The organism is Variovorax sp. V116 (genome assembly GCF_041154435.1).
Lineage (GTDB): Bacteria > Pseudomonadota > Gammaproteobacteria > Burkholderiales > Burkholderiaceae_C > Variovorax > Variovorax paradoxus.
The window spans coordinates 694,700-719,018 of record NZ_AP028662.1 but is presented as its reverse complement, the minus strand read 5'-3'; the positions used below and the strand labels follow the sequence as shown (position 1 = coordinate 719,018).

The window sequence follows — 24,319 nt, the reverse complement described above, 5'->3', positions numbered from 1 at the left end:
GGCTGAACTGCTTTCCGGCAAGCCACTGCCCGGCACCTACCCGATTGAACGGCAACACGAAACCATAGTCATGACAGAAGCTCAAACCGGCACCAGGCCCATCTCCGGGTCTCATCCGTTCGACGTGGCCGCCCTGCGGGCGTATCTCGAGGCGCGGGTCGACGGCTTTCAGGGGCCGGTCACGGTCGAGCAGTTCAAGGGCGGGCAATCGAACCCAACCTACAAGCTCAACACGCCGGAGCGCTCTTACGTGATGCGCTGCAAGCCCGGCCCGGCGGCGAAGCTGCTGGCCTCGGCGCATGCGATCGATCGTGAATTCACCGTGATGCGGGCGCTGCGCGCAACCGACGTGCCGGTCCCGGACATGTACCTGCTGTGCGAAGATGAATCCGTGATCGGCTGCGCCTTCTACGTGATGGAGTACATGTCGGGCCGCGTGATGTGGGACCAATCGATCCCCGATGCCGACAGCACGCGACGCAGCCGAATCTACGACGAGATGAACCGCGTGATTGCCGCGCTGCACAACGTCGACGTCAAGGCAGCGGGTCTCCAGAACTATGGCAAGCCGGGCAACTATTTCGAGCGCCAGATTGGCCGCTGGACGAAGCAGTACCAGGCTTCGATCACGCAGCCGATTCCCGAGATGGACAAGTTGATGGAGTGGCTCCCTGCGCACATACCGGCCAGCGCGCGCGACGAGAGTCAGGTGTCGATCGTGCATGGCGACTACCGGCTCGACAATCTGATGTTCCACGCCACCGAGCCCCGCGCGATCGCGGTGCTCGATTGGGAGCTCTCGACCATCGGCCATCCGCTGGCCGACCTGAGCTACCACTGCATGTCGTGGCACGTCCAGCCGGGCCCTACCCTCGGTATTCGGGGCCTGGACCTCGCCGCTCTCGGCATACCCGACGAGAAGAGCTATGTGCGCCGCTACTGCGAGCGGACCGGCCGCGCCGACCCCGACGCAGTGATGGCCGATTGGAACTTCTATCTCGCCTACAACATGTTCCGCCTCGCCGGCATCCTGCAAGGAATTGCCAAACGTGTGGAGACGGGGACGGCATCGAGCGCACAGGCAAAGCAAGCGAGCGCCGGTGCGCGGCCGCTTGCGCAGATGGGCTGGGCACTTGCGCAATGCGCTTGAACGAGCATGAGCCTACTCCAGCGACTCCTTCTGGCCCGATTGTTGCCTTATATCCCGTCCAAGCACGCCACGAATTCGCTCATCAACGCGGACTGCGCCTGCTGCTGCGCCGAGATGATGTAGCGAGCAAATTTCACTTCTGGCTTGAAAGGCAGAACCTTGACGCCAGCCAGGTCCAGGTGCCGCACCACCAGTGGATTGACCACGCTCACGCCCAGTCCGAAGCTCACCATGCGACAGATGACCGCTGAATAGGGGGCATCGATCGTCTGACGTCTTCTATCTGGGTTGAACGCAGCGTCGATCGGAACGCGCGTGCCGTCACCCCTGGTGAGCGAGATGAACGACTCGTCGTCAAGATCCGAACTCAAGACCACGCGCTTGCGCGCCAGCCGGTGACCTGACGGAACGATGCACACGCCGTTTTCCTCTGCCCACAGCGTGGACTGCAGGCCTGGCGTATCGTCCAAATTGGTCACCAAACCGAGGTCGACGTAGCGGTTTGCCGTCCACTTCGCCACGGTAGGCGAGTCGCCGGTGTGAATCGAGACGGGCGTGTCCGGGTACCGGCGGCGAAAGGCGCGCATGACCTCTGGCATGACGGTCATCGCCAGCGAAGCAACAGCACCGATGCGCAGCGTGCCGGCCCCGACTTCGCGAATCTGCTTGGCGCTGTCGGTCAGTGCCTCCATGCCGAGGAACCAGCGTTGCACCGACTGGAAAAACGCCTCGGCCTCGGGCGTGGGCGCCAGACGACCGCTGAGCCGCACGAACAGCCGAAAACCAACCGCTGCTTCCAGTTGTGCGATGGCCCGGCTCACATTGGATTGCGAGGTGTGCAGTTCATGCGCAGCCAGCGTCATTGACCGCGTCAGCATCACCGCCCGGAAGGTTTCGATCAGTTTCCAGCGCATGTCCGTTGCTCCTTGCTTGTGAGGGCGAGCATATCTAAATGGATATCCACATGCCAGAAACTCTCATTTGCCGATATGTCGGGCGGCTCCTATTCTTCGATGAAGCGCAACTACCTTTCGATCCAGACGAGCCATCCAATGACATCTTCAGACATCCTTATCGAGCACCGTGGCCCCGTGGGGCTGATCACGCTCAACAAACCGTCCAAGCTCAATGCCTGGGACCAACCCATGCGCGACGCCATCGTGGCCGCGCTTCGTGCGTTCGACACCGACGCAGCCATCGGTGCCGTGGTGTTGACCGGCGCCGGCGAGCGCGCCTTCTCTGCGGGCCAGGACTTCGCCGAGGCGCACGACTTCGATGCCGACCGGGCGGAGGCATGGATCCGCGAGTGGGAGACCTTCTACGGCACGCTGCGGCGCCTGACCAAGCCCATCGTGGCCGCGCTCAATGGCGTGGCCGCGGGGTCGGCTTTCCAGGTGGCGCTGCTGTGCGACATACGCGTGGGCCACGATCAGGTCACGATGGGCCAGCCCGAGATCAACTCGGGCATTGCCAGCATCACGGGGCCGTGGATCATGAAAGAGATCCTCGGCATGTCACGCACCATCGAACTCACACTGAGCGGCCGCATGATGCCCGCGCAGGAGTGTCGCGAGATCGGCTTGATCCATCACCTCGTACCACGCGAACAGGTGCTGGCGAAGGCGCTGGAGATTGCCGGGCAACTTGCAGCCAAGGCGCCGTTGGCCATGCGCCTCGACCGCGCGTGGTTCGCAGACATGACCGAGGCGGGCTTCCGCGAGACCATCAACGCAGCGATTCGCGCGCACCGTGAGTCCTACGCATCCGGCGAACCGGCGCGCAAGATGGAAGCCTTCATGGCTGCGCGCGGCCACGCGCTGGAAGGAGCCCAGCGATGATCGAGATGCCGCCCGTGGGCGACGAGACGCTGCGCCGCATCATGGACCGCAGGGCCCTGGAAGATCCGGGCCACGTGTTGCTGAAGTTCCAGGAACGCGACTACACGTTCGGCGAGATAGACGCCCAGGTCAACCGCGTGGCCAACGCCCTGCTGGCCCGGGGCCTGGTGCCCGGCGACCGGGTGGCGCTGATGCTGCCCAGCCATCCGGACCATCTGGTGGCGATTCTGGCGCTCGCCAAGGTCGGGCTGGTCCGGGTGCCGGTCAACACCGGCTTCAAGGGCGCGTCGCTTGCCTATCCGTTCGAAGCCTTCGCGCCGCGCGCGCTGATCGCCGACGCCGCGCACGCCGAAGTGCTGGCCGAGGCACTGCCCGCGGACGCGGTCGAGATGACGCTGTGGCGCGGCGGCGCGGCCGACGATCTCGCCGCCCTGCTGACGCACGCCGACAGCTCGCCGCCCTCGGTGGAGCCGGGGCCGGACGACATCATCGCCCTCACCCCCAGTTCGGGCACCACCGGCGCTCCCAAGGGCGTGAACAAGTCCGACCGCACGCTGCGCGCGGGCCCCATGGGCACGCTGCGCCTCACTGGCGCGCAGCCGGGCGACGTGTTCCTGCTGTGGGAGTCGCTGCACCACGGCGCGGGCGTGGCGGTGTGCATTGCCGCCATCCTGCAGAAGCTGACGCTGGCGATGGTCGAGAAGTTCAGCGCCTCGCGGTTCTGGGACCAGTGCCGCCTGTACGGCGTCACGCACGTTCACTACCTGGGCGGCGTACTGCCCATGCTGCTCAAACAGCCGCCCAGGGACGACGACCGCAATCACCAGGTGCAGATCGCCTGGGGTGGCGGTTGCCCGCCCGAAGTCTGGGACGTGTTCGCCGAGCGCTTCGGCGTGGAGATTCGCGAGGGCTATGGCCTGTCGGAAATGATCACCTTCGTGACGGTGAACCCGCAGGGACCGAAGTTTTCGATTGGCCAGCCGCTGTCGTACTTCGAGCTCCAGCTCACCGATGAAGCCGGCAACGAGGTCCCCGTCGGCCAGCCCGGCGAAATCTGCGTGCGCTCGCGCGTACCGGGGCTTCAGTTCCTCGGCTACTTCCGCAACGAGCAGGCCACGCAGGCCGCGCAGCGTGGCGAGTGGTTCTGCAGTGGCGACCTGGCACGGCGCGACAGTGACGGCTACTACTACTTCGCCGGCCGCAAGAAGGACACGGTGCGCCGACGCGGCATCAACATCTCGGCCTGGGAAGTCGAGCGTGTGATTGGCGAGCACGCCGCCATCGCCGAGTGCGCGGTGGTCGGCGTGCCAAGCGAGTTGGGCGATGAAGAGCTCAAGGTCTTCGTGCGGCTGGCCGAGGGCGCGCACCTTGCGCCGCAAACGCTGGTGGACTGGTGCAAGCCGCGCATGCCGGCTTTTCAGGTGCCCCGCTTCATCGCTTTCATCGAAGAGTTCCCCAAGACCCCGACGCAGCGCATCCGCAAGAACGAGCTGCCCCGCAATCTCTCAGGCGCATGGGACGCCGAGCAACCCAGGAGCTGACCATGACAACCCTGATGATGATGAAGAAGTACATCAAGCCCTGCGTGGCCGCCTGCGCAGTGGCCCTGACCGGCGTGTCGGCATCCGCGCAGGACTACCCGGCCCGCCAGGTGACGATGGTCGTGGGCTACTCGGCCGGTGGCGCGGTGGACGCCGTGGCGCGCCTGCTGTCGCAGAAGCTCGGCGAGGCGCTGGGCAAGCCCGTGGTGGTGGACAACAAGGCGGGAGCCTCGGGCAACATCGGCGCACAGTTCGTCGCCAAGGCCCAGCCGGACGGCCACACGCTGCTGATGGCGCCCGTCACCACCTATGCGATGAACTCGCTGCTCTACCCCGCCACGGCGGGCTACCAGCTCGACAAGGACTTCGCAGGCGTCTCGGTCGTAGGCTACCTGCCACTGGTGCTCGTGGTCAACGATGCGCTGCCCGCCCGTTCGGTGGCCGACCTGGTGAAAGCGGCCAAGGCCAAACCCGGCGGACTGGACTACGGCTCGGCGGGCAACGGCTCCATCGAGCACGTGGCGGGCGAGATGTTCAAGCAACAGGCGGGCGTGAGCATGGTCCATATTCCCTACCGCGGCGCGGCGCTCGCCATCACCGACCTGATGGCTGGCCAACTGAGCCTGATGTTCGCCACCGTGCCCACGGCCGTGGCCAACCTGAAGAGCGGCAAGCTGCGCGCCCTGGCCGTGACGACGCCCGAGCGCATCGGCGCGCTGCGCGACGTGCCCACGGCGCGCGAAGCCGGCTACCCCGGTTTCGAGGCCGGTTCCACCTACGCCATCCTTGCCCCGGCAGCCACACCCCGGCCCGTCGTTCAGCGCCTGAACCAGGAAATCGCCAAGATCCTGCAAATGCCTGACGTGCAGGCGCGCTTTCAGGTTCTGGGCATCGAGCGCGCCGGCTCCACGCCCGAAGAAGCCACGCAGCGCCTCGGCCAGGAGCTGACCAAGTGGGGCAAGGCGATCAAGGACAGTTCCATCAAGGTCGATTGACAGCATGCCTTCCCTTTCCTCTTCCTTTTCTTCTTCCTCCGACATCCATGTCGAACATCGCGGCGAGGGCCACGCCCTCGTCACCATCTCCCGGCCGCTGCGACGCAACGCCTGCGACTTCGCGGCCTGGACCGACCTGAAAGACGCCTTCGAGACGTTGGGAGCCGATCCGGCGGTCAAGCTCATCGTGCTCACCGGCGCGGGCGGGCACTTCTGCGCGGGCGACGATGTGGTGGCCTTCTCGGCCGTCATTGACGAGGCCGAGAAAGACGTCTGGCGCGCGCGCATTCAGGCGTGCTACGCCGCGGTGCAGTCGGCGCCCAAGCCGGTCATCGCAGCGATCTCCGGCGTGTGCGTGGGCGGAGGCTGCAGCCTGGCTATGTGCTGCGACTTCCGCGTGGGCGACGCCACGGCGCGCGTGGGCGTGCCCGTGGCCAAGCTCGGCCTGGTGTATCCCACCATCCAGCTGCAGCGACTGTCGTGGCTGATCGGCGCGTCGAATGCGCGGCGCTGGGTGTACGAGGCCGCGCTGTACGACGCCGCCGAATCGCACCGTGTCGGCTACCTCGACGCGCTCGCCGAAGGCGACGTAACGCAGGCCGCTTTCACCTTCGGTGCGGGCATGGCCCGGGCCGCGCCGCTGTCCATCGCGGGCTCCAAGGCGCAGCTCAATGCCGTGCTGGCCGGCCGGGTCGATCAGGAGCGCGAGCGCCTCGACGCCATGGTCCTGCGCGCCGACCGCAGTGAAGATTTCCGCGAGGCGGCGCAAGCCTTCGCGCAGAAGCGGGCACCGGTCTTCAGAGGACGATAAAAGCTGTCTGCGCGCTGGGTCGAGTCCCGGAGTCGAAAGCCTTGGGGCAGCGCCAGCCACCCGTCACGAAGCCTGCATCCCATGATGACCCCCTCTTCACAACCCAGCCCAGGCGCTTTCCCTTCCATCGCCTTCATCGGCGGCGGCAACATGAGCAGCGCCATCGTCGGCGGATTGGTCCGCCAGGGCATACCGGTCGACCGGATCACGGTGGTCGAGCCCTTCGAAGCAGCTCGCCAGCGATTGCGCGAGTAGTTCGACGTATGGCTGCTGGCATCGGCCAGCCGCGCGCTGGCCGGCGTTGCCATGGTGGTCTGGGCCATCAAGCCGCAAGCGTTCCATGACGCCGCGGCTGCCGTTGCGCCGTTCACCCCCCATGCCCTGCACCTGAGCGTGGCCGCAGGCATCCGAACCGGCAGCATGGCGCAGTGGCTGGGCACGGAGCACATCGTGCGAGCGATGCCGAACACACCTGCCTTGGTCGGGTCGGGCATGACCGGGCTCTTTGCCCGTGCTGGCGTGAGCGATGCGCAGAAGCTGCTCGTCGAGCAGGTCATCGGCGCCACTGGCCAGTTCTTGTGGGTGCAGCGTGAAGCGCAACTGGACGCGGTCACTGCACTGTCCGGCTCCGGTCCGGCGTATGTCTTCTACTTTCTGGAAGCCATGGCGCAAGCAGGTGCGGACATGGGCCTGGCTTCCGATCAGGCGTACCAGTTGGCTGTCGCGACTTTCGTCGGCGCATCGCACCTTGCCGCGCATGCCAACGAGCCGCCGGGCGTGCTGCGCGAGCGCGTCACCAGCAAAGGCGGCACCACCCATGCGGCGTTGGAAAGCATGCACGCCAGCGGTGTGGCGGCTCATTTCATTGCGGCGATGCGAGCGGCGGAACAGCGCGCCACCGAACTGGGTGACGAGTTCGGCGGCTGAGAACCTATCACGCTCGTCCGCATCACTTAGCGGCTGCCTCGCCGCTCGCCGCTCGCCGCCATTCATGCTCGGGGCTGTTGTTGACCCGCGCTTGCGGCCTCTTCTTTGCCCTTCTTCCCCCTGCCATGGACAGCCTGCAGTTCCTGCAGTTCCTGCAGTTCCTGCGGTGGCTCGGAATCACGCTCCAAGCCCCCGGCTGCTGGCACCAGATGGTTGCAGTCTTGGTCAGCCCAGATCCTTGTTCGGGTTGACCAGGTATTTCTCGCCTGTTGCCGCCTTGCCGTAAACCGCGATGGCGTCGAGCTGCAGCGCTTCAGCCATCGACACCTCGCGCGTGTAGTGGCTTGCAAAGGTTGTCTTGAGTTCGGATGCCACGCGTTGCTTCAGCCGCTCGACCGTGTCCGCACCGACCTTCTGCAGGAACGGGAACAGCAACCAGCCGCCCATGCCCCACGTCATGCCGAAGCCGCGGGTGAATTCCGTCGCCCCCCGATCCAGGCTGCCGTAGATGTAGACCTGCTTGTGCACGGTCGAGCCGTAGCGGTTGTATTCCTTCGCGCCGCGGTTCGCGGCGGTTTCCATCGCCATGAGGATCTGGCCGGCCAGCTTGCCGCCGCCGATGGCGTCGAAGGCCAACGTCGCTCCCGTCTCGGTCAGCGCATTCGTCAGGTCGGCCATGAACGTCGGCGACGTGCTGTTGCAGACATGCTTCGCGCCGAGTTCGCGCAGCAGCGTCTCGTGCTCGGGCTTGCGCACGATGTTGACGAGGTCGATGCCGTCTTTCAGGCAGACCTTGTTGAGCATCTGCCCCAGGTTCGACGCCGCCGCGGTGTGGACCAGCGCGGTGTGGCCTTCCCGCTTCATCGTCTCGATCATGCCGAGGGAGGTGACCGGATTGACGAACCACGAGGCACCCTCGGCGGCTGTCGTGCCCTCGGGCAGCGGCAGGCACTGCGCGACGTTGACCGCGCAGTACTGCGAATACATCGCGCCGCCGATCACGCCCACAGTCTTGCCGAGCAAGGCCTGCGCGGCCGGTGAACGCCCGGCGCCGACCACGACGCCGGCGCCTTCGTAGCCGACCGGCACCGACTCGTCCAGGCGGGCCGCCACGGCCGGCAGCATGCGCGGCGGCACGGTGGCGGTGACGATCGGCCGGTCGGCCGTGCCGGCGGCGTTCGCGGTCGACATGTCGGCCATGCCGAATAGCACCATCAGGTCCGACGGATTCATCGGGGCCGCGTCGATGCGCACGAGCACCTCGTCGGCTTTCGGTTCGGGCATCGGCATCTCGGCGAGCGAGAGTTCAAGCTCGCCGCCCGTACGGACGATGGAGCGGAGTTGCAGTGGCATGGGGGTGTCTCGTGAGTTGGACGAAAGCGGGTTCATGGAAGCTGAACGCCTCCGATCACCAGGACTCGCGGAACGGCCGCACTTCGGTCAGGAACGACCAGGCCGAACGCGGCTGGTGGGTGACGTGCCAGACCTCTTCGGCGATGTCGGATGGCTTGATGAAAAAGTCATCCGGCTTGTCGGCCATTCGCGCGCGGGCCCAAGGCACGTCGATGACCGCATCGATCATCATGAAGGACACGTGCACGCCCCTGGGCCCCATCTCGCGAGCGATGGACTCGGCCAGGATGCGCTGCGCAGCCTTGCTCGGCGCAAAGCCGGCAAAAGCGGCCTTGCCACGGACGGCCGAGGTGTTGCCTGTGACCAGCAAGGCGCCGCCCCCTGCTGCCTCCATCCGCGGCGCCGCCCACCGGGCCAGGTGCAGCAGGGCCATGACGTTGATCTGGAAATTCTGCTGAAGGACTTGAGGGTCGATGTCGAGGAAGTTGCCGAAGGCCCCACCCACGGCGTTGTGGATCACCACCTTGGGGACGCCGGCACGCTGCTCGATGGCATCGAGGGCGGCCGTTAGTGCCGCAGGGTCGGCCACATCGCAGGGGACCGCAAAGGCGTTTGGAAGTTCGCGCTCGAGATCGGTCAAGCGCTCGGCCGTGCGCGCGAGCATGGCCACTTGGTAGCCGCCATCGTGGAACCGCCGGGCCATTGCCGAGCCGGTGCCTGGGCCTACGCCGGTGATGATGACAAGCGGCTTCATGCGGCCTGCTCCAGGCGAGCTTGCACGAAGTGCAGGCGGTCATTGCCGAAGAACATGTCGTCTCCGACGAACAGGGTCGGCGCGCCAAACACGCCACGCGATGCCGCCCCGGCGGTTGCCTCGTCCAAGAGGGCCTGCGCGGCCGGCAAGTCCATCTGCGTTTCAAGCGCCTCAGCGTCGAATCCCGCGGCACCCAGCAGGGCTGCGACCTCGGCCGCTGTCGCCAGCGGCGCCGGAGTCGCCCAAAACGCGTTGAAGATCGCGTCCACGGCTGCGGGCATGGCACCCATCTGCCCGGCCACGAGCGTGGCGCGCAACAGGCGGCTGGCGTCGATCTCCGATCCCTGGGGATGCCGGTTGAGCGGAACCCCATAGTGGGCCGCCCATCGCCCCATGTCGGTCATCACGTAGCGGCCCTTGGCTGCGCAGGTGATGCTCGTCGGCACGTTCCCCACCGCTTTCATCAGCGCCCCGATCTCGAATGGACGGAAGGCGATCTCGACATCCATCTTCCGGACCTGAGACAGTGCCAGGAAGCTGTAGGGGCTGCGATAGTCGAAGTAGAAGTCGATCGTTTTCATTGAGGGTTCCTTTGAGAGTCCGTTGTTGTGGATGTTGTTGATCGTTCGCGGCCGACTCCGCGGTCGGTTGTGAACTTTGCGAGATAGGGGCCGAACTCCGGCGCGAAGGCCGGATCGTTCGCAAGGCGGTCGAAGTGCGCCATGGCCCGTGGGAACCGCTCACGGGCGTTGTTCAGGAACGGCGCCTTGCCGAGCGCAATCAGCGCTTCGCTACGGCCCAGTTCATTGTGGAAAAGGGCGAGTTCACAGGCGAAGCAGATGTCGGCCAAACTCACCCCCTCGCCGACAAGCGTATGGCGGGCCGGCTCCAAGGCCCCGTCGATTCCGGCCATGTAGGTCGTGAACGCCTCGTCGGCGCGAGCGTGGACGTCCGCTGCGAGTTCGGAACCTTGCAGGGCGAGGAGGTAAATCTGCGCGTCGCGACCGAACACCAGGCTGACATCCAGAAAGCTGTCGATCCGCGAAGCCTCGAACGGATCGTGGCCGTATAGCCCGCTCCGTTCCGCCTGGCGTGCGACCGCACGCATGATGCTGTTGGATTCAAAGATGCCGACCTGCCCGTCTCCGCTGAAAGCCGTGGGGACCGTTCCGAACGGCTGCGCAATAAGAAAGGCGTCGGTCTTGTAGAGCTTGCGGCCCTTGAACCCGATGCGGCCCATACGCTCAGCGGCAGCGCGTTCTTCGGCGGACACCTCGCTCAACGGACGGGCGTCGAAATCCCAGAGCCAGTCCACGAGGTCGCTGCCCGCAGCGCCCCGCACCTCCAACTCGACGCCGCCGATGCGCGCGGCGATGACTGCCTTCCACACGCGAGGATTGGGCAAGTAGGAAAAGATCCGCACCTCGGCCATTGCGCTGACTCCATGGTGCGCCGTCAAGCAGGCGGCACAGTTGTTCGTCCAGCGGGCTGGGGTCGGCGACTGCCGACACCGTCCACTGTTTCATGCCCCATTCTGCATGACAACCATCATCCTGACTGTCGCATTGGTTCACCAGAAGATGTTTCAACTGCACTGGTTTACCCGGAGACGGGATTCATCCAGCAGGATGCGAACGCACGGTCCCAGCTGGGCGCGTTGCTGGAGCGTCGACCGTACAGGGAAGCGCTATGTAAGCTGGACAGGCGTGCCGGTCAGCACCGCGCACTCAGCACCTCGCACTCAGCACTCAGCACTCAGCACTCAGCACTCACGCAGTTTGAATTGCGTCACCTGCGGCGAGAGCCCACCAGCGCTCGCCGTAGGGCGCGAGGACATGACATGTTCCGCAGTTGCTGAGCGCGCCAAGGGAACGCGGCACGGCGAAAGGCCAAGGCTGCAACTCAGGTTTCGTCCTAGTTGCCTGAGAGCGCCCGCTCATTGGGCTCGTTGAGCGCTATCAGCTGCTCGCGTACGCTGCGGAGCAGGTCGTCCGAACGGGCGGAGTCTGTCATTGCCCGCGACAGGGCCAGAGCACCCACCATGGCGCTGACGGCCAACATCGCTCTGGAATCGTCGTCGTCGCCAAGGTGCCGCCGAGCGGCGGCAATATAGTCTTCGATGGAGCCAGCCATGATCGACTTGGACTGGGCGTCGGCGCGTCCGACATCGGAGATCAATGCTGAGACCGCGCACCCAGTGCTGCGCGAGTCCCGATGGCTGGAGCTCAGATAGTCGCTAACGAAGCCGGCGAAGCCGGTAGTGCGCACTGATTTCTCCCTCGCCGCCGACCGACGTACACCATCAACTAGGGCTCGCCTGAGGGCCTGGGCGAGCAAGTCCGCACGAGATGCAAAATGGCCGTAGAAACCGCCATGCGTGAGATTCACGCTCTTCATGAGCTTGCCCACACTCACCGACTCGAGTCCGCCGTCTCGAATCTGGTCGGCGGCCTCTTTCAGGATCCGCTCTCGACTTTGCGCCTTCTCGGCCTGCGAATGTCCCAAGGCAAATGCCCCTATGCAATCCGACCGTCTGGATGACGGTCGACATCCCATTGTAGGCATTGATGATCGGAGATGCATTCGGCCCTGGCGCATCGCTTGCGCCTCCGCTTCAAGCCAGCGAGAGCAGCGCTCGAACCAACTGCTGCGGCATGGATAGGAATGGGCTGTGATCCGAGTCCAGTTGCAGCACCTGCGTCTTGTTGGCAGGTGTCGCGGTGTCTGCCTGCGCCACCATCAGGCCCTGGGCCGCCGGCGGAATGGTGTTGTCTGCGCTGGTCCGGATATAAGTACGTGGGATGGCTCCCCAGCGCTGCACCGATGTCACGATTGGTGTGACCATTGCACCGATTGGAATATCTGGCGATAGCAGATTGAGAGCAGCGCGTGCGGTTACGGCGTCCACTTTCCCGTAGAACAGGTTGATAAGCCCCGCGCGATAGTTCGCGTCCGTGGATGCCGGGTCGAGTCGCAGGGCGCCAGTAACTCCAGGATCGCTGCGCAGCAGCGGTGTCAAAAGCGATGGGGGTGCCTGTTCATCAGGGGGGAATGCCACCATCGGCTGGCCGTCCTTGGGCATGAATGCCGCGAGGTAGACCAGGCGCGCAATCTTGCCGGGGCCCAGCAGTTCAGCGGCAGCATGGATTGCACCGCCTCCCATGCTGTGGCCCACGACGATCGGCGCCGGGAAGCCGGCGGCGAGCAGGGATTCGACGGCATCAGCCACGGCCCGAGCATAGTCGGCCAACGTGATACCCGCGATCGGTGAGAGTTCGGTCGCCAGGGCTGCCGTTCGGGGCTGAACGTCGAACGCCGCCGGGAATGCCGCATTCAGGCCATGCCCCGGCAAGTCGATCGCCAGCACGAGGTGGCCGGCGGCGGCCAGCATTGGGCTGATCTTGCCCCAGCACCAGGTGCCATGCCAAGCCCCGTGAACCAGCAGGTATGGGCTTTTGGGCAAGAGTGCTGGCGTCGGTGCTGCCTGCGTTCCCCCGCACCCGGCCAGGGCCGCGCCCGAGACCGCAAGGGCTGAAGAGATGATGGCGCGTCGAGAAGGAAGCATCGCGATGTCTCCGTGGGATTTGGTTCCGGAGCATCGGTGGTGTGCGGCATTGGCCCTACTGCCTCAGTGCAATTCGGCGGTTTGCGTGCAAATCGTCGACCCGGGATTTTCCCTCTTGTGAGTCGACTACTGCCGGATCATCGTCGTTTCCAGTGAACTCCATAACACCCTTCCCTCCCATCGAGTTCGATCACGGGGGCACAAGCCTACGCGGCCTCCGTGTGGCGGACAGCCATGATGTTGATGAATCACCCCAACAAACCGCGCCCTTCTTTGGTGAATGCCGGCTTCAGCGGCTGCGGCGTGACGACGTGTTCCATGGCACGCTCGATTGCGTTCCCATGGGGCCGGTGTCATTCAATCGCACACGCTGGGGCGCGCGTGTTTCGCTCCAACCCGTTTCAGAGGCCTTGCAGGGCTACTACCTGATCAGCCTGCCGACTCGAGGAGCAGCGCAAGTACGCCAGGGCGACGAATTGCACCAACTGGTTGCACAGAGTCCAGGCGTCTTCAGTCCAGTTCGCACTTTCTCGATGGAAGTGCATGAGGGATATGACCAACTGCTGATCCGCGTTGATAGCTCATTGATTGCGGATGCTTGGCAGGGGCTGACCGGCCGACCGCTGATAGCACCTTTAATCTTCGAAACCTCCCTGTCCGCGCGCCCGCAGCTGACCCAGGCGTGGCACGGCATCGTCGCCCTTGCCGGTATGGCGTCGGCGCTCGCGCCAGCCGGCAAGGCGCGTCAATTCGCACAAGCATCGCTGGCAGACGCATTGGCATCGCTTCTGCTGACCCAGCATGCCCACAACCAGCAGTCCACGCTCGACGCAGGTGCAACCTGCATGGCCTCGCCGCGGATCGTCAGGCAGGCCGAGGAGTTCATGCTGCGGCGGCTGCGAGCCCACGTCTCGGTGAACGACCTTTGCATCGAATGCGGCGTGTCTCGCCGCACGCTGTTCGCCGCCTTTCAGGCTTGCCACGGCACAGGTCCGATGACCTGGCTACGGGAAAGGCGGATGGAAGCGGTGCGGGGCGCGCTGCAAAAACCGAGTCGCGGCGGAATTCGCGTGGCCGACATCGCTCTCGAGTACGGCTTCGCCCATGTCGGCGACTTTGCCGGGGCGTATCGACGGCAATTTGGCGAGACGCCATCACAGACCTTGAGGCGTGGTTGGGCGTACGCTTGAGATGTCAGCCAAGGATCCTCGCGATTGTTGGATTCCGCCGATCTCTGACCCTAGGGGGGTCAATTTTCGGCGGCGATCAACAGAGAGCGCTCTGCCCGGCGCCAAGCGCGAAGAGGTGCAACGATGCAAGTCGCGCATGGTACCTAACGCACTTCGTTGATGTAGACGTGGTCCTTGGTTAACGCACGCCGCACGCCGACGATAGTGGGAACGTTGGACTGATCGAAAGCAACTTCCTCGATCATCATGATGGCAGCAGGTGTTTGTATACCAAGAAGCCGAGCATCGTCAGCCGAGGCGAGTTCGGCGCTGAGCTCTTCTCTCACTGCCGAAATTTTGATCCCATACCGCTCGACAAGAAAGGTATAGACGAGTTGAGGAACGTCTTCGTTTTTAAGGGGAAAATCCGGCACGCGTTCAGCCGCCAGAATGAAAGTGTCGAGCATTACCGGTTGCGCGTTCACCAAGCGAAGACGCTCGAGTCGAATAACGTCCGCACCGGCGTCGAGTCCAAGCTTTTCCTGCACCACGGAGTTCGCCTTTTCACGCACTACAGCAAGCACCCGAGCTTCGGAATGGACCAGCGAGCCGTCTCGTCTGTGCAGTCGGAAGTACTTGAAGAAGTACCTCAGTCCTCGATGTGCAGTGCGCCCGGTAACGACCGTTCCCGTCTTGCGTCGACGGCTCAACAGACCCTCTGCTGCGAGATCGAGCAGAGCGCGCCTCACCGTTCCGACTGCGACGCCCATGGTGTTGGCCAGCGAGATCTCGCTGGGCAACACATGACCTGGTGGCCAAGCCCCCAGGTCGATGGCCTCGGAAATCTGGCGCTTGACGACTTCGTGCAGCGGCGAACTCGACAGTTCAGTGATGCGCTGCACAGGCGAGTTGTCGCCTGCCGCCTGCGCGGATCGTTCTTCGACTTCGAGCATCTGTTCCCGTCCGGTGGCTCAACTGTAATGTTTATATTTTGCCAGGAATAGGTCGCACGTTTGTGCCCGGTCGATGGCCTAGCCCCTCGGGGGCCGACTCGGGCGTGGGGCCTGTTTGGGTGCTTCCGCGGTCAATCCAGAACTGCCATTTTTTGGTCGCGATTCCGCCTTGGAGAGCTTTTTTCCGGTGAAGTCATCGGGATCGATCGGAAATCGTGAATTACTCGGTTCCGCAGATCTCGAGGATTGCGATCATGTAGATTCGGATCATGTCCAGGTAATCGGCGATGTCGACACGTTCGTCAGGCATCGTGTTATAGCGGCCGCCGGGACCGCAGACCACGCCTTCCATTCCGGCTGCCGCATACAAATGACCCGCGTCAGTCCCGAAGAAGCCAGCGGGCTTGATGGCGCCAGTCGGTTGCTCCATGCCGCGCACTTTCCTGAACGCTTCGTTGATAACCTTGACGATGCGAGAGTTCTTGTCGACCTCGAAGGGCGGCATGGTCGGGCGTCCCGTGTGCTTCTCGGCGACGACGGTGGCTTTCAGGCCAGGGTGTTCTTTTTCGAGCGTGTCCAGCAATCGCCGCAGGTCACCCAAGGCATCGGCTTCGGTTTGGCCCGGTGCGTAGCGACACACGCCACGCAAGCGAACAAAGTCCGACACCTGCGGCGGACGCCATCCGTGCAAGTCCTTGCCCAGTGCGCCATTGACGATACCGACATGGCCGCGGTTGATAGATCGATGCTCCTCGCTCTTTGCGTTGCTGAAGGTCATGGCATTGATTCGCGGGATCAGCACGCACGCTGCTGCAATGGCATCCACTGCTTCCTCGCGCTTGGACAGATGGCGAGTCACACCCGTCAACTCGATCGTGTACGACAGCGAAGCTGCGTGCATCGTTACCGCGGACAGGTCGGTCGGCTCGCTGTTGATGAAGTAGTCTGCACTTAGGCCCTGCTGAATGGCCGCCAGTGTCCCGACGCCGCCCTGGAGCTCGCCGACCACGAAGGTGAGCACGACATCGCCCTTGACCCTGACGCCTGCATCGATCAGCGTCTTCACCGCGCAGAAGTACGCAGCATCGCCGGCCTTCATGTTCGATACACCGATGCCATAGATGAACTTGTCGTCCACCTTGCCGGCCCATGGATCGACCGTCCACCCCTCCGAGACGGGGTTCGTGTCGAGATGACCGTTGAAAAGCAGGCTCTTTCCGCCGCCGGTGCCCTTCCAGCTTCCGATTGCGTTCACGCGGGTCTCGTTGACAGGGGTGAGCGCCGCCTCCAAGCCGATGGCACGCATCTGCTCGACCATGTATCTCGCTAGCACGCGCTCATCATCGGTTTCGGGATAGCTCTTGTGCTGCACCATCTTGGAGAGAAACTCGAGGGCAGCGGACTCGTCAACGCGGTCCAGCAACTGATCAACATTCATGGGGCAACTTCCAATTCAAGAGCAAGGCTGGCGTAGTCGCCAACCGGAGTGGGTACAGCGTCGAGCAAGGAGCGCGTGTAGGCATGCCGCGATGGAGAATCCACCTCGGCGGTTTCGAGGAGATCGACCAGGTCGCCCCGGTACATGACGGCGATGCGATGGGCAATCTGGCGCACGAGGTTCAGGTCATGCGTGATGAACAGGTAGGCGGTGCCGAACTGCTTTTGCAACTCGATGAGAAGCTCGACAACCGACGCCTGAACGGAAACGTCGAGTGCCGACGTAATCTCGTCGCAAATAACCAGCTTGGGACGGGAGGCAAATGCGCGGGCAATGGCGACCCGTTGCTTCTCACCGCCCGAGAGCTGATGCGGGAAGCGGTTCATGTACTCACGCGGCAGGCGTACCTGTTCCAGGAGGTCGCCGATGATCTGTGTGTATTGGCCTGACGGCGTGTCGGTGTACAGCTTCAACGGGCGCGACAGGATGTCACGGACGCGTTGGCGCGGATTGAGCGAGGCGTCGGGGTGCTGGAAGATCATCTGCACATCCCGCCGGTAGTGCTTCCCCATGTCCTTCGCGCCGTCGATCTGTTTGCCTGCAAAGAAGAGCTGGCCCTCGAAGGGATTGAGACCGGTCAGGGCCTTGGCCAGCGTCGACTTGCCAGAACCGGACTCACCCACCACGCCGAGAATCTCACCGGGCTTGATGGCAATGCTGATAGCACGGTTGCCGACGATGCTGGCTTTGCGCTTGCCGAGCAACCTGGCGAATGCCGAAACGCCGCCGTAGGTCACGCTCAGCGTTTTGGCTTCGACCAACGCTTGGCCGTTTGTCTTCGCGGGGGCGTCGACGAGACGGTGATCGGGCCGGGGCACGGCGCCGATCAGCCGCTTCGTATAGGGATCGGCGGGATGGGTGAACACCTGCTCCACGTCGCCTTGTTCGACGATGACGCCCTTGTGGATCACTGCCACCCGGTCGGCCACCTGGGAAACCAGTGCAAGGTCGTGCGAGATGTACAGCGAGGCCACGTGCGTCTCGGCCTGGAGCTCGGCGAAAAGATCAAGGATCTGCCGTCCAGTGATGACATCCAATGCGGTGGTCGGCTCGTCGAAGATGATGCATTCCGGCCTGCAAGCGAAGGCTGTGGCGATCACGACGCGCTGCTTTTCCCCACCGGACGCTTCGTGTGGGTAACGGCGCATCATCCCCGCTGGGTCCTTGAGGCCGACGCGGTCGAGCATGGCAATGCCCTCCATGGCTGCCTGCTTGCGGGTCAGGTTGCGATGCCGGACCAGCACTTCCGTCAGCTGCTCCCCGAGCGACAGGGTTGGATTCAGAGAGGTACTCGGATCCTGGAACACCATGCTGATGCGGCGCCCGCGAATGGAATCGATTTGCTTCGGAGCGACCTTCAACAGGTCTTCGCCGACCAGCTTGATGCTCCCGCTCGTCTCGATGGCGTTACCCGCGAGGTAGCGCATGATCGACCAGGCGAGCGAGGTCTTTCCGGAGCCGGACTCGCCAACCAGGCCGAGCACTTCGCCGCGATCGATCGTCAGGTTGAGATTGGTCAGTGCATGGAAGCGACCGTTCGGCGTCGCGTAGTCGAGCGAGTAGCCTTTGACTTCAAGGACGTGATCCATGACAGGCCTCAGGTTTTGGGGTTGAGGGCATCACGAAGACCGTCGCCCAGAAGGTTGAAGCCGATGGCGACCATCGCCACGGCGGCGCTCGGCCAGAGGATCATCCAAGGGCTCAAGTGCATGAACTTGCGAGCCTCGGCGGCCATCAGGCCCCACTCGGACGCGGGAGGTTGTGCGCCTAAGCCGAGGAAGCTCAACGTCGCGAAAAGCATGACCGCGAAGGCCACGCGGATCGTCATCTCGACCACGACGGGCGCCACGACGTTCGGCAGCATCTCGCACAGTACGACGTACAGGCTTGATTCGCCGCGTGCAATCGCGGCACTGACGAAGTCTTGCTTGCGGATCGCCAGCGCCACGGAGCGCGTGACGCGGGTCATGCTCGGCACGAACGCGACGGCAATGGCCAGCACTGCGTTGATCTCGCCCTTGCCCATCAGGTTGACGATGAGTAGCGCGAACAGCAGGCTCGGGATGGCCATGACAGCGTCGATCGTACGCATCACGATCTCGTCGAATCGACCGCCGAGGAAGGCGCACAAGGTTCCGATGAAGGCGCCGATCAAGCTGCCGATGGCAGTAGCCATGAACGCCAGAACGACCGTGGAGCGAGCGCCGTAGAGAATCCGGCTCAGCAGATCCCGTCCATACTGGTCGGTGCCTAGCCAGTTTGCTGCGCTGGGTCCCTTGTAGCGCGACAACGGCGCCATGTCGTCGGGACTGTGAGGCGCCAGATAGGGGCCGAATAGCACCATCACCATGACGATCCCGATGATCAGCATCCCCAGCTTGCCTTGCGGCGAGCGCATGAGGCGCGCGAAGAAATGGTTGGATCCGAGCTTTCCCGCCGAAGCCGACGCGGCGCTGCGCTTTTCGCTCTGGAGCGGTGTGGCGATATCACTCATATTGAATCCTCTTGTCGAGCGCCGCGTAGGCCATATCAGCGACGAAGTTCACGACGCAATAGGTCGCGGCCATGATGAGGGCGCCGGCCTGGATGGCGGGCAGATCACGGTTCTGGATGGCAACGATCAGTTGGCGTCCGATGCCAGGGAGGGCAAATATTTCTTCAACGACGATGACACCACCCAGGAGGTAACCCACATCAAGGGCAACGATCGTGATCGTGGGTAGAAGCGAGTTGCGCAAGCCGTGCTTGAAGAGGACCGCATGTTTCGACAGGCCCTTGAGACGGGCCGACCGGATGTAGTCCATGTGCAGCACATCAACCAGCTCGGAGCGGACCATCCGCGACACGTGCGCAATCAAGATGACCGAGACCGTGATCACAGGCAGCGCCAGATGCCGAAGTCCGCCGGAAAAGCTCTCCGAAAGCGGGATGTAGCCGGTCGCGGGAAGGATCTGCCAGAAGTCGGCGAAGAGCAGCACCAGCAGCGTCGCCGTCACGAACTCTGGAAGCGACACGCCGACGTACGACACGACGCTCACAAGTACGTCGGCAATCTTGCCGCGGCGCACGGCCGCGATGATGCCCAGCGGGACGGCGATCATCAGCATGAAGCTGATCGACAGGAAGGCCAGGGTCAGCGAACGCCCCAACGCCTCCACCATCACCGGCGCGACGGATTGCCCGGTGCGCATCGACTCACCGAAGTCACCGCGGATCGCTCCGGTGAACCAGTGCAGGTATTGCTGCCAGAGCGGGGCATCGAGGCCCAACTGATCTCGCAACGCCTGCAGCGCATCAGGTGTGGCATTCTCACCCAGCATCATCACCGCAGGATCGGCGGGCAACACCTGCGTAATGACGAAGACAAGGATTGACACGACGAGAAGCGTGTAAACGCTCAGTCCGATCCGTTTGAGGAAGTAGCTTAGCGACATGGTTGCTCCAAGCGAGGGCGCGCTTCAGGCGCGCTTCGGGGCGCCGTCGCCCAGCGAAACGTAGTCCAGACGGTAGACCAGGCCGCGCGGATTGACCTGGTAGCCGTCAACATAGCTGCGCTTGGCGCGAAGCAGGTCGAAGTACACCGGGATGATGGAGGGCACTTCCTCCGTCATGAGTCTTTGCGCTTCGGCGTACAGCTCGTTGCGCTTCTTCACGTCAGCCGTTGCGCGAGCGTCGGCCACCAGCTTGTCAAAGGTCGCATTGTTCCAGTGCGTTTCGTTCCAGGAAGCGTTCGAGGTGTACAGCAGGGAGAAGATCGAATCGACCGTCGGCTGCATGTTGTAGAAGCCGACATAGAAGTTGCCCTTCTTCCAGACCTGCTCCAGATAAGTGGCATGCGGCATCGTCTGCACATTGATGTTGAATCCAGCGGGCTTGGCCATCTCGCGCAGGGCGACGGCCATTTGCGTGCGGATCGACGGATTGTCGGAAGCGATCAGTGTGAGGGTGAGGCCCTTGTCGTGGCCCGCTTCTGCCAGCAGCTTCTTCGCCTGCGCAATGTCCCGCTTGCGCTGCGGCAGTTCCTTGTAGAAGGGATAGGACGCGCTGACGGGGTTGTCGTTCGCAACGGTGCCGTAGCCTTCGGCAACGAAGTCCACCATTGCGGGGCGGTCGACGGTCAATGCGAGCGCCTTGCGGACCCGCACGTCGTTGAATGGCTTCTGGTTGCAGCCGAGATTGATGTTGCAGAACACGCCCGACGGCAGCTTCAGGGCGTTCACACCGGACGCAGCCTTTAAACGCGCAAACTCAGCAGGCTGCACCAGCGCCATCAGATCGGTATCGCCGGCGATCAACGCGGAGCCCTCGGCCGTCGCGTCTGGATATACCCGGACTTCAATGCGATCGAGGTAGGGACGCGCCTTGTCGTAGTAAGCCTCGTTGCGTGCGACAACCACGATACGCTCTGGCTCAAAGGTCACGAGCTTGAAAGGCCCTGTGCCAATGGCTTCGCGATTAAGTCGGTCCAGCCCCTTCTGCAGCACGGAAGCCGGAACGATCTTGGCGCTCGGGAATGCGAGGGCAACAGGCAGATCCGCGTAGGGGGACGCCAGGACGAACACCACGGTGCTCTTGTCAGGAGCGCTGACGCTCGCGATCGGGCCGATGTTCTGGCGGCCCGGCGAGGCGGTCTTTGCATCCAGGATGGCCTGGAAGCTCGCGACAACATCAGCAGAAGTGCATGCCGAGCCGTCATGGAAAACTAGTCCTGGGCGCAGCTTGAAGGTCCATTGGGTCAGATCGGGAGAACTGGTCCAGGACTGGGCGAGATCGGCCTCGGGGGCCATGGTCGGGCCAATCCGCGTGAGCCCAGAGTACAAGAGTTCGGCAACCAAGTACTCCGGCGTCACGCGCGCCACCAAGGGGTTCAGCTTGTTGACTGCCTGATTGATGCTGACGCGCAGCGTACCGCCGCGTTTTTGCGGGCCGGCAGCAAAGGCCGATGACATGGGGAAGGACAGCGCAGCCAACGAGGCTGCAGCCCCGAGGAAGTCGCGACGGTTCGCAGCAACAAGGGTGTTCATGCGGAATCTCTCGATGGTGGTTGCCCTCGGGAAGCGGAGTGCAAATGCGCTGGCAAACGGGAGGTATTCGTCTTGCCACGCACATTACTATAAAGTTTATCGTTTTCAACGGCAGGGGGAAAACAGCGGCTTGACAGATGACCTAATTTTGTGCGAACAAAGAGAAGCGCTCTCTTCCTGGACGGCACGCCGCAACCAAGGGCAACTAGGCGACGGGGTATTGCGGTCTGCCACGCACGGCTGCGTCTCCCACTCAGGAACCACACTGAGGCGTAGCGGCATGATCACAACGCCGCAACCACGGGCACGAGGGTGTTGCTGCGGCGAGGGTCGAAGATTGGCTAGGTCAATCACCGCTGGCGCAGTGTGTTCTACCTACTGCTCCGAAGTCGGCCGCCGAGCGGGGCGCAATCCACGTATTGAGCGCGATGTTCACGCGTTATGCGCGGTCACCCCTGCTACGCCCCTTATTGAGTAGAAGTTGCCTCACTGTCGACAGTCCATGTCACAGCGCCTAGGACCAATGAGCGGCTTGGAGGACCTCAAGCAGTACGCGTCGCACTTCTGCGATGGCTGCATCGCGCAGCGCATCGGTTCGCCACCCGACTTCCACCGCATAGCGCGGCATTGTCAATGGACAGGCAAACATCTGCAGTCCCGTTCGCGCCGCGATCGCCGAGGCGGCATGTTTGGGGATCGTCGCGATGGCGTCGCTGCCAAACAGAAGGTGAGGAAGCGCGGCGAAGTGCGTCGTCGAGGCGACGACTCGGCGCGGTCGCCCGATGGCCGCAAGCACCTCGTCCACCACGCCGATGAAGCCGCCGGAGGAAACTAGCAAGTGGCCTCTGCGGACGTACTCCGGCAAGGTCAGTCCCCGTGTGGACGGTGCATACGCAGGATCCATGAGGCACGCGTAGCGGCCTTGGCCAATCGCCTCGTGGCCAAGCAGACGCGAGGATAGGCCGCCCGACACCACAGCGACGTCGGCGAGCCGCGCTTGCAGCATGTTGCCTACCACCAGGCTGTGCGTCTGGCGGAACGCCAACCGCAATCCGGGTGCCCGGGCCGCCACCGCATCGATGAACAGTCGTCCGAACGCAACCTCGAAGTCGTCTGACAAGCCGACAACGATCGAGCGGCCGTGGAAGTCATTGCCACCGCTGCCGCTCATGGACAAGCTTTGGCGACACTTGTTGAGCCCCTCGCTGATCAGAGGTTTAAGTTCTTGCGCCCTTAGCGTCGGCACCAGCCCGCGGCCGGTGCGAGTAAAGAGTTGATCGCCATAGGTCTTGCGCAGCCGCGCAAGTGCCGCGCTCACAGCCGATTGAGTCAGCCCCAACCTCACCCCCGCTCGCGTAGCACCGCCCTCTTCGTACAAGGCTTCGAAGACCTTCAGAATGTTCAGATCAACAGCGCTGATATCAATCATGGTCATATCAATCACAAGCAGAACGGAGTTGATTGATTTTGCCGTGGATTCAATACTCGCAGTATTCCCTCACACCTTCGATCACCCATGGCCAAAACCAAAGTAGCCGCGCTTCAAATCGGCGCTCTTCCCAATGGCAAAAAAGCTACCCTGGACCTCGTGCTGGGCTTCGAGGAAAAGATCATTGAATCCGGCGCGTCCGTGGTGGTTATGCCGGAAGCACTGCTGGGGGGCTACCCGAAGGGCGAAATCTTCGGCACGCGCCTGGGCTATCGGCTTCCGGAGGGGCGTGAGGCCTATGGTCGCTACTACGCCAATGCCATCGACGTTCCCGGGCCGGAAACAGATGCGCTCGCGGATCTCTCGCGCCGGGCAAAGGCGAGTCTGGTGGTCGGCGTGATCGAGCGCGGCGGCAACACCCTCTATTGCTCCGCCCTGTTCTTCGAGCCTGAGAGCGGGCTGATGGCCAAGCATCGCAAGCTGATGCCGACCGGCACCGAACGCCTGATCTGGGGCCAAGGCGACGGCTCGACGCTTCCGATCGTTGATTCAGCCGCAGGTCGCCTAGGTGCCGCCATCTGCTGGGAGAACCACATGCCGCTGCTGCGGACAGCGATGTATGCGAAGGGGGTGCAGATCTGGTGTGCACCGACGGTGGACGAGCGCGATGTCTGGCAATGTTCCATGCGCCACATCGCGCACGAGGGACGCTCCTTCGTGATCAGTGCGTGCCAAGTGCAGCAGTCCCCGTCCCAGCTTGGAATCGAGGTGCCGAATTGGGAGCCATCCCGCCCCCTTATTCGCGGAGGCAGCCTGATCGTCGGACCGTACGGCGATGTATTGGCTGGTCCCCTCTTCAACGAGGTCGGGCTGGTCGTGGCCGAGATCGATACTGAGGAACTAGTGCGCGCGCGCTACGACTTCGACGTGGTGGGGCACTACGCACGACCGGACATTTTCACATTGAGCGTGGACACGAGGCAGAAGCGCCCGGTCGAATTCAACTGAGCCTGCGGCAATGAGCGCACAGTTGCCGATGTTGATCGTCCAGATGGGACGCCCGCCGCATGACGTAAGTGAAGTGCTGGGCGAACAACCGGACTGGTTTCTCGCCGCGCTCGCTCCCGCGAACCTCGACGTGCTAGTGGTACGCCCGCACATGGGCGAGCCGTTGCCGCAACCGGGCAGCTTTGCTGGCGCGGTCGTTACTGGCTCATGGCACATGGTGACCGATCTCCATGACTGGAGTGAACGCACGGCCGAGTGGATCCGCCAGCTGGTTGCTGCGGAGTGAGCGTCCAGTCATCCCATC

General features: G+C 63.5%; 22 protein-coding genes and 1 pseudogene. 9 read left to right on the top strand and 14 right to left on the bottom strand.

Features of this window, described 5'->3' with window-relative positions:
* Window positions 1-70 precede the first annotated feature (70 nt).
* On the top strand, window positions 71-1,150 hold the full coding sequence (locus tag ACAM58_RS29390; RefSeq protein ID WP_369664540.1) for a phosphotransferase: 1,080 nt from the start codon (window positions 71-73) through the stop codon (window positions 1,148-1,150).
* Between the two features lie 47 nt (window positions 1,151-1,197).
* On the opposite strand, the gene ACAM58_RS29385 is transcribed toward ACAM58_RS29390, so the two are convergent.
* On the bottom strand, window positions 1,198-2,064 hold the full coding sequence (locus tag ACAM58_RS29385) for a LysR family transcriptional regulator (RefSeq protein ID WP_369664539.1): 867 nt from the start codon (window positions 2,062-2,064) through the stop codon (window positions 1,198-1,200).
* 138 nt (window positions 2,065-2,202) lie between these two features.
* Between ACAM58_RS29385 and ACAM58_RS29380 the strand changes: the two genes are divergently transcribed.
* From ACAM58_RS29380 to proC, 5 genes and pseudogenes are all read left to right on the top strand, one after another.
* Window positions 2,203-2,988 (top strand): enoyl-CoA hydratase/isomerase family protein, encoded by a 786-nt coding sequence (locus ACAM58_RS29380; protein WP_093082616.1) that lies wholly within the window; start codon window positions 2,203-2,205, stop codon window positions 2,986-2,988.
* Window positions 2,985-4,529: an AMP-binding protein gene (locus ACAM58_RS29375; protein ID WP_369664538.1), complete on the top strand. Its 1,545-nt coding sequence runs from the start codon at window positions 2,985-2,987 to the stop codon at window positions 4,527-4,529. The genes ACAM58_RS29380 and ACAM58_RS29375 overlap by 4 nt, the downstream gene beginning before the upstream one ends.
* Window positions 4,530-4,531: 2 nt before the next feature.
* Window positions 4,532-5,524 carry a Bug family tripartite tricarboxylate transporter substrate binding protein gene (locus ACAM58_RS29370; RefSeq protein ID WP_369664537.1) on the top strand — a complete coding sequence of 331 codons (993 nt, stop codon included), beginning with the start codon at window positions 4,532-4,534 and terminating at the stop codon, window positions 5,522-5,524.
* A 4-nt stretch (window positions 5,525-5,528) separates the two neighbouring features.
* Window positions 5,529-6,335: an enoyl-CoA hydratase/isomerase family protein gene (locus tag ACAM58_RS29365; RefSeq protein ID WP_369664536.1), complete on the top strand. Its 807-nt coding sequence runs from the start codon at window positions 5,529-5,531 to the stop codon at window positions 6,333-6,335.
* 84 nt (window positions 6,336-6,419) lie between these two features.
* Window positions 6,420-7,262 (top strand): annotated as a pseudogene (gene proC / locus ACAM58_RS29360) (pyrroline-5-carboxylate reductase).
* A 225-nt stretch (window positions 7,263-7,487) separates the two neighbouring features.
* Here proC and ACAM58_RS29355 read toward each other — a convergent pair.
* The 6 genes from ACAM58_RS29355 to ACAM58_RS29330 all read right to left on the bottom strand — a co-directional run bounded on the left by ACAM58_RS29355 (window position 7,488) and on the right by ACAM58_RS29330 (window position 12,760).
* Window positions 7,488-8,615 (bottom strand): zinc-binding dehydrogenase, encoded by a 1,128-nt coding sequence (locus tag ACAM58_RS29355; protein WP_369664535.1) that lies wholly within the window; start codon window positions 8,613-8,615, stop codon window positions 7,488-7,490.
* Between the two features lie 55 nt (window positions 8,616-8,670).
* On the bottom strand, window positions 8,671-9,369 hold the full coding sequence (locus tag ACAM58_RS29350) for an SDR family NAD(P)-dependent oxidoreductase (protein WP_369664534.1): 699 nt from the start codon (window positions 9,367-9,369) through the stop codon (window positions 8,671-8,673).
* Window positions 9,366-9,950, bottom strand: a complete 585-nt coding sequence (locus ACAM58_RS29345; RefSeq protein ID WP_369664533.1) for a 2-hydroxychromene-2-carboxylate isomerase — start codon at window positions 9,948-9,950, stop codon at window positions 9,366-9,368. Before ACAM58_RS29345 ends, ACAM58_RS29350 begins: the two co-directional genes overlap by 4 nt.
* On the bottom strand, window positions 9,947-10,801 hold the full coding sequence (locus ACAM58_RS29340) for a glutathione S-transferase family protein (protein ID WP_369664532.1): 855 nt from the start codon (window positions 10,799-10,801) through the stop codon (window positions 9,947-9,949). The genes ACAM58_RS29345 and ACAM58_RS29340 overlap by 4 nt, the downstream gene beginning before the upstream one ends.
* Before the next feature lie 482 nt (window positions 10,802-11,283).
* Window positions 11,284-11,874, bottom strand: a complete 591-nt coding sequence (locus ACAM58_RS29335; protein ID WP_369664531.1) for a TetR/AcrR family transcriptional regulator — start codon at window positions 11,872-11,874, stop codon at window positions 11,284-11,286.
* 109 nt (window positions 11,875-11,983) lie between these two features.
* Window positions 11,984-12,760, bottom strand: coding sequence for an alpha/beta fold hydrolase (locus tag ACAM58_RS29330; RefSeq protein WP_369664530.1), 777 nt, complete (start codon window positions 12,758-12,760; stop codon window positions 11,984-11,986).
* Window positions 12,761-13,155: 395 nt separating this feature from the next.
* Between ACAM58_RS29330 and ACAM58_RS29325 the strand changes: the two genes are divergently transcribed.
* Entirely contained in the window at window positions 13,156-14,124 is a 969-nt protein-coding gene (locus tag ACAM58_RS29325; RefSeq protein WP_369664529.1) for a helix-turn-helix domain-containing protein, read from the top strand.
* Window positions 14,125-14,267: 143 nt separating this feature from the next.
* Here the strand turns inward: ACAM58_RS29325 and ACAM58_RS29320 are convergent, their stop codons facing one another.
* The 7 genes from ACAM58_RS29320 to ACAM58_RS29290 form a co-directional block, all read right to left on the bottom strand.
* Window positions 14,268-15,056 (bottom strand): GntR family transcriptional regulator, encoded by a 789-nt coding sequence (locus ACAM58_RS29320; protein WP_093082589.1) that lies wholly within the window; start codon window positions 15,054-15,056, stop codon window positions 14,268-14,270.
* Window positions 15,057-15,276: 220 nt separating this feature from the next.
* Window positions 15,277-16,494 carry a M20 family metallopeptidase gene (locus ACAM58_RS29315; RefSeq protein WP_369664528.1) on the bottom strand — a complete coding sequence of 406 codons (1,218 nt, stop codon included), beginning with the start codon at window positions 16,492-16,494 and terminating at the stop codon, window positions 15,277-15,279.
* Window positions 16,491-18,143 carry an ABC transporter ATP-binding protein gene (locus tag ACAM58_RS29310; RefSeq protein WP_093082584.1) on the bottom strand — a complete coding sequence of 551 codons (1,653 nt, stop codon included), beginning with the start codon at window positions 18,141-18,143 and terminating at the stop codon, window positions 16,491-16,493. The genes ACAM58_RS29315 and ACAM58_RS29310 overlap by 4 nt, the downstream gene beginning before the upstream one ends.
* 8 nt (window positions 18,144-18,151) lie before the next feature.
* Window positions 18,152-18,952, bottom strand: a complete 801-nt coding sequence (locus ACAM58_RS29305; protein ID WP_369665084.1) for an ABC transporter permease — start codon at window positions 18,950-18,952, stop codon at window positions 18,152-18,154.
* Between the two features lie 88 nt (window positions 18,953-19,040).
* On the bottom strand, window positions 19,041-19,988 hold the full coding sequence (locus tag ACAM58_RS29300) for an ABC transporter permease (RefSeq protein WP_093082579.1): 948 nt from the start codon (window positions 19,986-19,988) through the stop codon (window positions 19,041-19,043).
* Window positions 19,989-20,012: 24 nt separating this feature from the next.
* A complete protein-coding gene (locus ACAM58_RS29295) occupies window positions 20,013-21,578 on the bottom strand; it encodes an ABC transporter substrate-binding protein (protein ID WP_369664527.1) in 1,566 nt (521 codons plus the stop codon).
* Between the two features lie 514 nt (window positions 21,579-22,092).
* The gene (locus tag ACAM58_RS29290) at window positions 22,093-23,013 is read right to left on the bottom strand and encodes a LysR family transcriptional regulator (protein WP_093082639.1); all 921 of its coding nucleotides are present in this window, start codon (window positions 23,011-23,013) and stop codon (window positions 22,093-22,095) included.
* An 81-nt stretch (window positions 23,014-23,094) separates the two neighbouring features.
* On the opposite strand from ACAM58_RS29290, the gene ACAM58_RS29285 reads away from it, so the two are divergent.
* Entirely contained in the window at window positions 23,095-24,015 is a 921-nt protein-coding gene (locus tag ACAM58_RS29285) for a carbon-nitrogen hydrolase family protein (protein WP_093082575.1), read from the top strand.
* Window positions 24,016-24,025: 10 nt separating this feature from the next.
* Complete coding sequence (locus tag ACAM58_RS29280) at window positions 24,026-24,301, top strand: hypothetical protein (RefSeq protein ID WP_369664526.1); 276 nt, start codon at window positions 24,026-24,028, stop codon at window positions 24,299-24,301.
* Window positions 24,302-24,319: the final 18 nt, after the last annotated feature.